The organism is uncultured Lactobacillus sp. (assembly GCF_948948975.1).
GTDB lineage: Bacteria > Bacillota > Bacilli > Lactobacillales > Lactobacillaceae > Lactobacillus.
In genome coordinates, this window is record NZ_CARBVX010000004.1 from 32476 (window position 1) to 44618 (window position 12143).

The 12143-nt window shown below is 35.2% G+C and carries 9 protein-coding genes, 1 pseudogene and 1 other annotated feature (1 of these 11 running past the window's edge); of the genes and pseudogenes, 2 read left to right on the forward strand and 8 right to left on the reverse strand.

Annotated elements, in window-relative coordinates; all coding sequences use genetic code 11:
* Nucleotides 1-92 (forward strand) — a binding site (T-box leader) (it extends 160 nt beyond the left edge of the window).
* Between the two features lie 211 nt (nucleotides 93-303).
* Nucleotides 304-1413 carry a vitamin B12 independent methionine synthase gene (locus tag Q9R40_RS02800; protein ID WP_304676236.1) on the forward strand — a complete coding sequence of 370 codons (1110 nt, stop codon included), beginning with the start codon at nucleotides 304-306 and terminating at the stop codon, nucleotides 1411-1413.
* Nucleotides 1414-1427: 14 nt separating this feature from the next.
* Nucleotides 1428-1904, forward strand: a complete 477-nt coding sequence (locus Q9R40_RS02805; RefSeq protein WP_004897959.1) for an S-ribosylhomocysteine lyase — start codon at nucleotides 1428-1430, stop codon at nucleotides 1902-1904.
* Nucleotides 1905-1965: 61 nt separating this feature from the next.
* On the opposite strand, the gene Q9R40_RS02810 is transcribed toward Q9R40_RS02805, so the two are convergent.
* The 8 genes and pseudogenes from Q9R40_RS02810 to Q9R40_RS02845 all read right to left on the reverse strand — a co-directional run bounded on the left by Q9R40_RS02810 (nucleotide 1966) and on the right by Q9R40_RS02845 (nucleotide 12074).
* The gene (locus Q9R40_RS02810) at nucleotides 1966-2361 is read right to left on the reverse strand and encodes a hypothetical protein (RefSeq protein ID WP_304676239.1); all 396 of its coding nucleotides are present in this window, start codon (nucleotides 2359-2361) and stop codon (nucleotides 1966-1968) included.
* 86 nt (nucleotides 2362-2447) lie between these two features.
* Nucleotides 2448-3266, reverse strand: a complete 819-nt coding sequence (locus tag Q9R40_RS02815; RefSeq protein WP_370648935.1) for a PTS system mannose/fructose/sorbose family transporter subunit IID — start codon at nucleotides 3264-3266, stop codon at nucleotides 2448-2450.
* Entirely contained in the window at nucleotides 3241-4050 is an 810-nt protein-coding gene (locus Q9R40_RS02820; RefSeq protein ID WP_304676243.1) for a PTS sugar transporter subunit IIC, read from the reverse strand. Before Q9R40_RS02820 ends, Q9R40_RS02815 begins: the two co-directional genes overlap by 26 nt.
* Nucleotides 4051-4065: 15 nt before the next feature.
* Nucleotides 4066-4986 carry a PTS mannose/fructose/sorbose transporter subunit IIAB gene (locus Q9R40_RS02825; protein ID WP_304676244.1) on the reverse strand — a complete coding sequence of 307 codons (921 nt, stop codon included), beginning with the start codon at nucleotides 4984-4986 and terminating at the stop codon, nucleotides 4066-4068.
* A 285-nt stretch (nucleotides 4987-5271) separates the two neighbouring features.
* Complete coding sequence (locus Q9R40_RS02830; protein WP_304676247.1) at nucleotides 5272-7026, reverse strand: oligopeptide ABC transporter substrate-binding protein; 1755 nt, start codon at nucleotides 7024-7026, stop codon at nucleotides 5272-5274.
* A gap of 253 nt (nucleotides 7027-7279) precedes the next feature.
* Complete coding sequence (locus Q9R40_RS02835) at nucleotides 7280-8194, reverse strand: DMT family transporter (protein WP_304676249.1); 915 nt, start codon at nucleotides 8192-8194, stop codon at nucleotides 7280-7282.
* A gap of 436 nt (nucleotides 8195-8630) precedes the next feature.
* On the reverse strand, nucleotides 8631-10103 hold the full coding sequence (locus tag Q9R40_RS02840; RefSeq protein ID WP_304676252.1) for a glycoside hydrolase family 1 protein: 1473 nt from the start codon (nucleotides 10101-10103) through the stop codon (nucleotides 8631-8633).
* A gap of 59 nt (nucleotides 10104-10162) precedes the next feature.
* Nucleotides 10163-12074 (reverse strand): annotated as a pseudogene (locus Q9R40_RS02845) (beta-glucoside-specific PTS transporter subunit IIABC).
* Nucleotides 12075-12143: the final 69 nt, after the last annotated feature.

The window sequence follows — 12143 nt, forward strand, 5'->3', positions numbered from 1 at the left end:
CGAGTCTTCCAAATGTTGGAGTACTTAGTGAGGAATTAATTGTAAGATTAATTCGAATGCAGGGTGGTAACACGCTATTAAGCGTCCCTAGTGTAGTGTAATAACTATACTTGGGGCGCTTTTTCTTTTGCTTAATTAGTTTATTAAATTCAAAGGAGAGATTATTTTGAATATCAAAAAAGAATATTTTAGTGAACAGGTATTTAATCGAATGTGCAGCTTACATTCTATGATCCCTCTTGTCAGCGGATATTCAGATAATATTTAAAAGACATTTTTAGTTAGAATTAAGAGGTAGATTTGATGACAAAATTAGCACATTACGATATTGTTGGTAGTTTCTTAAGACCAGAAGAATTAAAAGAAGCAAGAAAGAATTTCAACCAGGAAAAGATCTCACAAGAAGAGTTAACTAAAATTGAAGATCAAGAAATTAAAAGATTAATTCAAAAAGAAGAAGAATTAGGATTAACAGCAGTCACAGACGGTGAATTTCGCCGTAGTTGGTGGCATCTGGATTTCCTATGGGGATTAAATGGCGTGGCCAAATATGATTACAAAGAAAGCTATAAGTTCCACGGAGCTAAAACTAGAACCGATAATGCAGAACTATCTGGAAAAGTTACCTATAATCCTGACCATCCATTTTTTGATGCATTTAAGTTTGTTAACGCTAATGTAAAAAATGCAATTGCTAAGCAAACTATCCCTTCCCCAACTCTCTTATTTAGGGACAATCGCTCTGATAATTGGCCTAATTTCTACGATAATAAAAAAGATTACTTAGACGACTTAGCTACAGCCTACAATAAAACAATCAAACATTTTTACGATTTAGGTTGTCGCTATATTCAAATTGATGATACTACTTGGGCTTTTTTAATTAGCAAGTTAAATGAATCTCAAAATGATCCAAAAGAGCATGAAAAATACGTTCAATTGGCGCAAGATTCAGTTTATGTAATTAATAAATCACTAGAAAACCTCCCTAATGATCTAACAATTGCTACACATATTTGTCGTGGTAATTTCAAATCTACTTTTCTTTTTTCTGGTGGATATGAACCCATTGCCGAATACCTAGGTCAGTTAAACTATGATCGCTTTTTCTTAGAATATGACAGTGATCGTGCTGGTGATTTGAAACCAATTAAGCAAATTTGGAATAATCGTGATAATGTCACCATTGTTCTAGGCTTGATTACTTCAAAAAATGGCAAATTAGAGGATCCGGTTACAATCGCAAAACGCATCACGGAAGCTGGCCGATTAGTACCCTTGGATAATCTGGCTCTAAGTACCCAATGCGGCTTTGCTTCTACTGAAGAAGGAAACATTTTAAGTGAAGCTGATCAATGGAAAAAGATTAAATTTGTTGTTAAGATAGCAAATAATATTTGGAAAAGTTTTTAACGGAGGGAAATATTATGGGTAAAGTTGAAAGTTTTGAATTAGATCATACTAAAGTTAAGGCACCTTATGTTCGTTTAATTACTGTTGAAGAAGGACAAAAAGGCGATAAAATTAGTAATTTTGATCTTCGTTTGGTTCAGCCTAATGAAAATGCAATTCCTACTGGAGGCTTGCATACCATTGAACACTTATTAGCTGGATTATTACGTGACCGCATTGATGGTTATATTGATTGTTCACCATTCGGTTGCCGTACCGGCTTCCACCTCTTAGTTTGGGGTACTCCATCAACTACCGATGTAGCTAAGGCACTTAAAGAATCACTTGAGGAAATTCGCGATAATATTACCTGGGAAGATGTTCCAGGAACTACGATTGAATCCTGTGGTAATTACCGCGACCACTCTCTTTTCTCAGCTAAGCAATGGTCAAGAGATATTTTAGAAAAAGGTATTTCCGACGATCCATTTGAGAGACATGTTGTAGAATAATTTTTCTGAATAAATATAAAAATGCATTATTACTAATTTCAAACTAGTAATAATGCATTTTTTAATTATTTTTCTTATATCTATTCCACAAAACTATATTGCCAATCACTAGCATACATACCCAGATTAATGATAGAACTATGTTGTTTTGATAATTTTGTTTATTTTGAATATTAACCCAAATCACACTAAAGTATATTCCACTCAGAATTGCACTTACGGTAACACTAGTTAAGATAACTATTAAATTTGGTATTTTTTTCTTATACTTTAGCAGCTGAAGCCAATTGTAGACCATCTCACAGATTACAATTAACACTACCAGTAGGTCATACCACCAATCTTGCTGCTTAACAAACATATTTATCGTATCAATAAAATAATAGCCACAAATAATTGCAAATAAATCTAAAGTAAGCAATTGTCCTACAATGGTGTTCTTTTCTTTTTCTTTCATAAAAGTTCCTTTATAAATCTTTATTGTTACTTTTAATTATAGAACAATAGCCTTCATTTCAGTATTAAAAATACTAAGACGATTTTTTAGGCACTTAAGATATGGAAGTAACTTAAAACAATTCCTAAAATCAAAACAAACCAGATCATCTTAGTGGATGTCACATGTTTCTTTCCTAGCAACCAGTAAACTAAAGCTACAAGTAAGACAGGTACTAAAGATGGCATAATTTGATTTAAAATTGTTTGCATCTTTAATGTTACTTTACCTGCACGATATACAAATGGCACTTTAACATTCACTACTGTTGGTATCAAAGCCCCAACGACGGTAACCCCAAGTAAAATAGCAGAGTCGGTAATTGCATTTAACTTACCTGAAGCAGAATCAATTAATTTTGCTCCCTGTGAATAACCGAGGTTTAAAAAGCCAAATCTTGTGAATAAAACAATCAAATTAACGATTATCCACAAAAAAGCTCCAAAAGGATTTCCTCGTAATCCCATATATGCACCAATTGATCCACAGATTGTAGGAATAATAGCTCCAAAAATTGTGTCTCCTACCCCAGCTAATGGTCCCATTAAACCTGTCTTTAAGCCGGCAATTGTTTCTTTAGCTTTACTTCCCTGCTTTTCTTCAATTGCTAAATCCATTCCAATGATAAAGTTTCCGTCAAATGCATTCACGTTGAAGAATTGTGACTGCATCTGCATCATTTCAACTAATTCTTCATCTTTATACCAGCGTCTTAAAAATGGCAAAACAGTATAAAAGTAACCCGGAGCCATCATTTTTTCATAGTTCCAAGATAACTGACTAGCCCAGAGCCAACGCCAATTTGCTCGGAAAAGGTCTTTTTTTGTTAATTTATTTGAATTAGTTTTCATATTCTCCCTCTTCATTTGTATATTCTTCACTCTCAGTTACTTTTTCTGAACCATTTTTCTTTGTATTTAATTTTTCTACTTCACGAGTGTAGTGGAGATAAGCCAGAGCTGCTCCTAATAAGGCTACCCCTAGCATCGGCATTTTTAAGTAAGCTGCTGCAATGAAGCCTATTGCTAAATAAGAAATAAATCTTTTAGTGGGTAAGTATCTAAGCAAAATTGCAATACCAACAATTGGCAAAATATGCCCCGATACTTTTAAACCATCAGTCAACCAAGCTGGAATTATTCGTAGAATTGCTTTAACAACATCATTTCCTACTACAAGTAAGATAAAAACTGGGATTGCACGTGAAAAGCCCCAGGTAAAAGTTCCCCACAATGCATTTCTTGCTGCCGCATTCGGTTTATTTTCCTTAATAAAAGTATCAATTCGATGTTGAAAAATAGTATTAGCAAATCTAGCTAAAACATCTAATTGCACCATTAAGAGTCCTACTGGAACTGCCAAACCAATTGCAAACTGCACACCTTTTCCTGAAATAACGGCGTAAACTGTACCAACAATTGCGCCAGTCATAAAGTCGGGCATTGAGGCTCCTCCGTATGTTGAGACTCCTAAGACCATTAATTGTAGCGTTGCTCCAACTGCTAGCCCAGTTGTAATATCACCCATAATAATTCCTGAAATCATCCCAATTGCTAAAGGATTATTCACAATTGATACAGTCAATTGATCAATAATTGCCCAAAATGCTAGGCAAGTTAGTAATAAAATCTGCCACCATTGTATTGTCATTGTCTTATCTTCCCTTTACTTTTCTAATAACTCCATAAATTCTTCCTTGTCTTCCGCAGGCACCATTTGGTGATAAAGATGACAACCATGCTTATTTAAGTAGTTAAAATTATCCACATCTTCTGCCGTAACAGCCACACTCTTAGCAACTTGACGTGAATCAGCCTTAGTAGACATGTTTCCTACATTAATTTCAGGCAAGTTCACACCATTATCAACCATTTGACGTAAAACTCCAGGATTTTTAACTAACACTAAAACGGTTTGCCCCTTATATTTTCCTTCATTAATTCTTCTAGCTGCACCTTTAGCAGTCAAAATACTCAAGTGAATACCATGCGGACAGGCAGTTTTTAAGGCCGTTTTCTGAATATCGTTCTTTACAATATCATCCCCAACTACCATAATTCGCGTTAATCGCAATGCATTTGTCCACATCGTCGCAACTTGTCCGTGGATAAGTCTTTCATCAATTCGAACGTTATGCATAGTTTGTGGCTCTATTTCTGCATTTTCATTTGGTTCATTACTTTGATGAGACTCTTTCTCGGTTTGAGTGGAGCTATCTTTAGTTTGAGTTCCAACAGGAGCTATATTTTCTTTAGCCTGTTTAATCGCTTCCTCCATGGGCGTTCCCATTACCGCTGCTAATAAAAGCGGCAAGCACAATCCGCTGTATACTTTGACTTCAGGATGTTCTTGCTGATAGCGTAATGCAGCATTAGCAGGAGTTCCTCCGGCAATATCCACAATAATAGTTGGTACTTGTTCAAAACTTTCGGCAGTTTGAGCAATCTCATCAAGTAAATCATCTTGATTCATTGTTTGTTTAAAAGCAATCGCTTTTACGTTTGATAATTTTCCTGCAATCATTTCACAGCTAGCTAGAGTTGCCTTAGCATATTCACCATGACTAACTATTAAAAAGTTATCCACATTTAATTCCTCCAGAATTCACAATGTTTATATTTTATCCTAATTGGTATATAAATTAAAGCTAAATATAATAGCGCTTTGTAGTCTATTATCAAGCATTGGTATAGTTCAATTTTATTTTTTTATACTTGTAATCGGTATCATTATTGATACAAAAAGAAGACCCTACTTGGCAAAAGTAGAGTCTTCTGAAGGAATATAACTATGAAAATTTAATTTAAAGAAATATTATTTAAGAATTTAATTTGTGTTGATATATGAGGATTATAGGAAAATTTATTTTAATTACTTAGTAAAGCCAACATCATACCATGAATTTGCTGATGGCTTAAGTGACCAGCCAGTTACCTTGTCGTTAACTGCAGTTACTGACCAACTGTTTGTGGTAGGTACAACATAGGCATTGTCATACATCCATTGTTGCCACTTATCAAATGCTTGTACACGGTACTTGTGGTTAAAGGCCTTAGTTGAATCAATGTTAGTAAGAAGTTTAGATTGAGTTGGAGAAACAAAACGAGCCATGTTGTATGGAGCACCTTCACTGTAAAGGTCCATTGGTGATGGTTCAGATGATAAACTCCAACCACCTTCAAAGACATCAATCTTAGGACTATCCGCTTGAACGTCTTGTACCAAAGAGTTGAATTCCATTGGACGACCACCAACAAATCTAGCATCTAAGCCGATCTTTTGCCATTGTTGGAGGTAGTTAGTCCAGATCTTTTCAGCGTTTGGTTGTGTATTACGAACAGCAACGTTAATAGTTAACTTCTTACCATTTGGTTGACGACGGTATTTTTCACCCTTCTTCTTCTTGTATCCAGCCTTGTCTAACAATTCATTAGCCTTCTTCAAGTTGTATGGGTATCCCTTGATACTCTTATCAGAAAAGTCGCCAAATTGTGCTGGAATTAATGTGTTAATTCTAAATGACAAACCATTGCCGTAACGCTTGGCAACAGCGTCAATGTTCATTGCGTAAGCCATTGCCTTACGTAATGAGACATTGTTCATCTTAGCGTTCTTATCCTCAACGTTCTTGCCGGTCTTCTTGTCAAACTTACCTACCTTAAAGCCTAAGTAGTTGTAAGATAGAGGAATCTTACCAATGAAGTTAACGCCCTTAGTATCCTTAACATTGTTCCATTGAGTGTTAAGCACACCAGTAACATCAAACTTATGACTCTTAATAGCTTGAGAAACAGAGTTAGTTCCGATTACTTCCATAGTAACCTTGTCTAAGTTTGGCTTACCACGCCAGTAATGTTCATTTGGTACATAAGTAACTGATTGACCACGAACAACTTTTTGAACCTTGTATGGACCAAAGAAAAGTGGTTGTTTACGAACCTTATCATCTGATAAAAGTTTATCAAATGGAACGTCTTTCAAGTAGTGGTATGGTTCTGCACTTTCAAGGAAGTAACCATTACCAGATTGAAGCATACCTGGTTTCATTTCCTTAAAATGAAGTACAACTTTTCGACCATCTTCACCATTTGGCATTTCAATACCGGAAATCTTGTCGCTCTTTCCCTTGTGGTATTCTTCTAATCCAACAAGGTTAGCTAAAGAATCTGTATATCTTGAAGTCTTAGTCTTAGGATTACCAACAATTTCGTAAGCATATTCAAGGTCCTTAGCAGTTACTTGCTTACCGTCTGACCACTTAACGCCATCTTTAACTTCGATAGTAATTGTCTTAGCGTTCTTATCTAACTTAAAGGTAGCTGCGCCCTTGTTGTTGATCTTATAGCTGTCATCAGTTGCGAATAAACCTTCTAAACCTGGTGCTTGAATTTCACTATCAGTATCAGTATCAGATAACTCTGGCAAGAAAATACCTGTGAACGGTGAGTCACTTTCAATTGCGTACTTTAATGTTCCGCCTTTTTTAACTTGTTTCTTAGGAACCGCTTCCTTAAAGCTTACTTTCTTATCGCTAGCATTATTACTGTTGTTATTCCCACAAGCAGTTAAAGTTAATGCCGCACCGGACAATACTGTAATTGCTCCTAACCACTTAACTTTTTTCAATTTGTTCTCCTCCTTTATGAGATGACTTAAATTTCTTGTTTTTGATTATATGATATTAAAATGAAAAAAGCAATACAAAACTTAAATATTTTTTGATAATTTTTGATTTAATTAAAATTACAATAAAATATATACTTTATGTAATCTATCAAGGCTCAGCACTATTAAAATAAAGTCGAACAAATAAAAAAACTGCTACATTTTTCTTTTCAAAGCAGAAAGTATAGCAGTTTTTTCATATATTTTTTCTTAATTAAGATTTCTTTTTAATATTTCTTTTGGGAGTAAAATTTAAAGCCAATACTGAACCAATTACTAATAAGGTTCCCAGCCAATCCATCCCAGACATCACTAAACCGAAAATCAAAACTGAACCAACTGTGGCTGACAATGGTTCAAAGGCATCTAATAAACTTACAGTCGATGGTTGTACATAGCGTAGAGCGTTAGCCATAATTTGAAATGGAATAATCGTTCCGATAATAATTATTGCACTTACGTCCAGCCATACTCCAGGGGTATTTGGAATTGCTGGAAACTGCGGATATACAATCATCAAACCAACTCCCGCAAATAGCATTCCCCAGCCAGTTACAACCAAACTTGATACTCTTTTAACAAGTTTAACGGGAATTAGTGTATAGCTTGCCTCTCCGACGGCAGATAATAATCCAAAAACTAAGGCCAGCGGAGTAATTGCTAATTGATTAAAATTCCCATGAGTTGATAATAAAAATACGCCAATAAAAGCTAGGATAGCAGCTAATACATCCAATTTTCTTAATACTTGTTGATGAGTGACAGCCAAATATGTAAGGACGAAAAACGGCCCAATAAATTGTAAAATCGTTGCAATTGATGCATTTGCCATTTCAATTGCAATAAAGTAAAAGACTTGTACTGGTAACAAGCCAAAAACCCCATAAGCAATAATGGGAAGAGTATTTTTCTTATCTTTTAAAACTGAAAATGGCTTTTGGTGTAAGACTGTCGCAATAATTAATAAAACAATCCCAGAGATAATTAATCGGATTTGTGTTAACCAAATCGGTGTAATCTTACTACTCACTTTAAATAAAGATTCAGCAAACAATCCAGAGATTCCCCACATTACTGCTGCTAAAGCAGCTAAAATTGTCCATAGACTACTTTTTGACTGTTTATCCATCCAACTTTTCCTCACAAATTAAATTTGATCTAAACCATCATAACATACTTAATCTGTGAATTTACTTTTATCTAAAGTAATTACTTACACATATTTTTAGTGAAGAAAATTCTGCAACAAAAAAGGTGGTTCTATGACCACCCACAAGACGTCTTTTGGCAAGTAATCAGCTTACCTTTGTTGCGCGCCTGCTCAACATACTTTAATTGCTAGTTATATTATAGCATCTTTTGAAAAATGATAAAATAGCTATGCGCGCTAGCAACGTAGCCTAGAGAACCCTAATCAAGTGCATTATAGATTTTATAATTATTAGTAATCGATGCTTATATGCATCTTTTATCGCAAAAATATTTTCTTAATTTCAAAATTAGTTCCAAATAAAAATGCTATGACAGTATTAAACGTCATAGCAAAATTCTATTTTTTAATTCAACTAATCTAAATCTTTTCCATTGGATTCAATAACTTTCTTATACCAATAGAATGAATCCTTTGGCATTCTTTCTAAAGTGCCTTTACCGTTATCGTCACGATCTACATAGATAAAGCCGTAACGCTTACTCATTTGACCAGTACCAGCAGATACTAGATCAATACATCCCCAAGTAGTGTATCCAATAAGATCTACCCCATCATTAATTGCACGTTCCATCGCCTTAATATGCATTCTTAGATAGTCAATTCTATAATCATCGTGAATTTTTCCATCTTCACTAATTTTATCGACTGCACCAAGGCCATTTTCAACAATCATCATTGGAATATCGTAACGGTCATACAGCAGTTCAAGGTAGTATTGTAAACCATCTGGGTCAGTTGCCCAGCCCCATGAAGAATATTGTAAGTATGGGTTCTTAGCACCAGCAGCAAAGTTGCCGCCCACTTTATCCTTTACTTCATGAGTTGTAACAACATTAGACATGTAGTAAGAAAAAGTGTACATATCTACTTTTCCATCAAGTAGATCTTGCTTATCTTGATCGGTAATATCCAGGTGAACATTATGTTCATTCCATAATCTCTTAGCAAATGTTGGATATTTACCTTTGCAGTGCACATCGCCGCAGTAGAAAATATTCTTTTCCCAAGAATGGAAGTTAAGCAAAATATCCTTTGGATCAGGAGTAAGAGGATAGTTGACAATGCCACAAATCATATTTCCGATTACATAGTTTGAATCAATCTCATGAGCTGCTTTAACTGAACGAGCAGAAGCCACAAATTGATAGTGTAATTTTTGATATGCATGTTGATAATCTTCATCTGTTCCGTTGCCGCCAAACATATCTAAGAACATAACTGCAGTGTTAATTTCGTTAAAGGTCAACCAGTATTTGACTAGTCCTTTATATTCTTTAAATAAAGTAGTGGCATATTTTACGTAACAATCAATCATGCCGCGATCTTGCCAGTCATTATACTTTTCACTTAAATGAAGGGGATCTTCATAGTGAGAAATAGTTACAAGAGGTTCAATACCATATTTCTTACATTCTTCAAAGACGCGTCTATAAAAATCTAATCCCTTTTGATTTGGTTCTTTATCATCACCATTTGGAAAAATTCTAGTCCAAGCAATTGAAAGACGGAAGGTCTTAAATCCCATCTCTGCAAACATTTTAATGTCTTCTTTGTAATGATGGTAGAAATCAATTGCTACATGGTTTGGATAATATTCGTTTGGATCAATTGCACCAACTGCACCCTTTGGAAGACCTGCTCCAGGAACAGAAGCAGTTTTTTGCATTTTATTATTTAACTTATAAGTAAGCATGCGCGGATGATCTAAATTGCCCGCAGTCATAATATCAGTTACTGATAAGCCTTTACCATCGACATCGTATGCACCTTCAATTTGATTTGCGGCAGTAGCTCCGCCCCATAAAAAGTTCTTTGGAAATGACATATAATATTCTCCTTTTTAACACTAATCATTTTTATTATATATGAAATCGATTACATTAACTAAGCCATTTGCGGATTTTCATTAGTTGAAGTTTCTTTTTCACGTGTTCCTTCTAAGTCTAAAATTTCTTGACCAACTTTAACTTCACTGTGACGAACTACTGAAACTCTTTTATAATCTTTAGAATTTGTAACAACAATAGGGGTAGTAACAACATAGCCAGCTGAATGAATTTCATCGATATCAAACTTAACTAGCTCATCGCCGGCCTTAACTTCGTCACCCTTAGCAACTAAAGTTTCGAAGCCTTTACCTTGTAAGTTAACTGTATCCATACCAATGTGCATTAGAATTTCTGCACCATCTTTTGTCTTCATACCAATTGCATGGCCTGTTGGGAAAGCTATCACAACTCTACCATCAGCTGGTGCATGTAAAACTCCTTGACTAGGTTCAATAGCTACACCTTCACCCATTGCACCACTTGAAAATACTTCATCTTTTACTTCAGATAATGATAATAATTTACCATCTAGAGGACTAACCAATTCAGTCGATACATTCAAATCAGTATTACTTGCTAAACTTGGAGCAGCTTTAGCAATTGTATCAGCTTGATTTGCAACTTCTTGAACCGCCTTAGCTTGCTTTTCATCATAAGCAGCATCAACACTCTTCTTACCTAGTATTATTTGTAGGATGAAACCTAAAACAAATGATACTGCCATTGCGATCATCAAGCCGTAGACACTCATGTCAACTCCACTCTTTGGACCGATAGTAGCTGGAATAGAGAAGATTCCCATACCACCCATCATATACATTCTTGTACCAAAGAAGCCGATTAAACCACCGGCAGCAATACAACTTAAAATAAAAGGCTTTTTACGTGGAAGAGTTACACCATAAATAGCTGGTTCAGTAACACCAAAGATTCCAGAGATAAATGCTGGTAAAGCAATTCCCTTTAATTTTTGGTCTTTTGTTTGTAATAAAATTGCTAAAACAACACCAATTTGTGCAAAAGAAGCACCTAAGGATAGACCAAGAATTTGATCATATCCCATTGCAGCTACGTTAGACATCATAACTGCGACAAATCCCCAGTGAACACCGAAAATAACAAATACTTGCCAGAACCCACCAAGTAAAACTCCAGCCAAAACTGGACTAAAGCCGTAAATAGCTGAAGTCATAGCAGCTAATGCATTACCAATCCAGGTAGCAATTGGTCCAATGATCAAAAAAGTCAATGGAACAACAATTAACAAGGTAACAAATGGTACTAAGAAAGTTTTTACAACAGTTGGAATCCACTTTTTACACCATTTTTCAATAATTGAAGCAAACCATACCGCTAAAATTATTGGAATAACAGTTGAGGTATAGTTCATAGAAATAATTGGAATACCTAAGAATGTTGCATGCACTTGTGAATGTAGAAAGGTACCATTAAATAAATCGAATAAAACTTTTTTACTGCTGTTCATAGCTACCATTGCTGGATAACACATAGCAGCTCCAATTGCATATAATACTTGATAAGTACGAGAACTTTGTGAAAGCCAGCCAAAGTATGCACACATCGCAGTTAAACCTTTAATCATACCGGCTGCAGCCATTGGGCCTAAGATTGGTGTAAAAATGCCTGAAATTAAATCGATAGCTTTATCCATTACATTCATATTACTATCTTCAAGATCGTCATCGGCTACTTGGCCTCCGCCAGAAAAGCCACCTTCTTTTAAGATAGCGTCATAAACATCAGCTACTTCATTTCCAATAACAACTTGGTATTGGCCACCTGCTTTAACCACAGTTACAACACCATCTGTGTCTTTTAAGGCATCATCGTTTGCCTTTTTCTCATCTACGCAAACGGGTTGTACAGTGAACTACACTAATCACGTTGTCTTTTCCGCCAACGTCTTTAATAATTGTTTTTGCTAGACCATCGTAATTCTTAGCCATAGCTCTTCCCTCCCAATAATAAAATCCAAGCTACTCAAAAACTAAAGAACATAACTGTTCAATGTCTTT

Excerpts from the sequence above, each read along its gene's own strand:
- Q9R40_RS02800 (WP_304676236.1), top strand. The coding sequence starts at position 304 with ATGACAAAATTAGCACATTACGATATTGTTGGTAGTTTCTTAAGACCA.
- Q9R40_RS02805 (WP_004897959.1), top strand. The coding sequence starts at position 1,428 with ATGGGTAAAGTTGAAAGTTTTGAATTAGATCATACTAAAGTTAAGGCA.
- Q9R40_RS02810 (WP_304676239.1), bottom strand. The coding sequence starts at position 2,361 with ATGAAAGAAAAAGAAAAGAACACCATTGTAGGACAATTGCTTACTTTA.
- Q9R40_RS02815 (WP_370648935.1), bottom strand. The coding sequence starts at position 3,266 with ATGAAGAGGGAGAATATGAAAACTAATTCAAATAAATTAACAAAAAAA.
- Q9R40_RS02820 (WP_304676243.1), bottom strand. The coding sequence starts at position 4,050 with ATGACAATACAATGGTGGCAGATTTTATTACTAACTTGCCTAGCATTT.
- Q9R40_RS02835 (WP_304676249.1), bottom strand. The coding sequence starts at position 8,194 with ATGGATAAACAGTCAAAAAGTAGTCTATGGACAATTTTAGCTGCTTTA.
- Q9R40_RS02840 (WP_304676252.1), bottom strand. The coding sequence starts at position 10,103 with ATGTCATTTCCAAAGAACTTTTTATGGGGCGGAGCTACTGCCGCAAAT.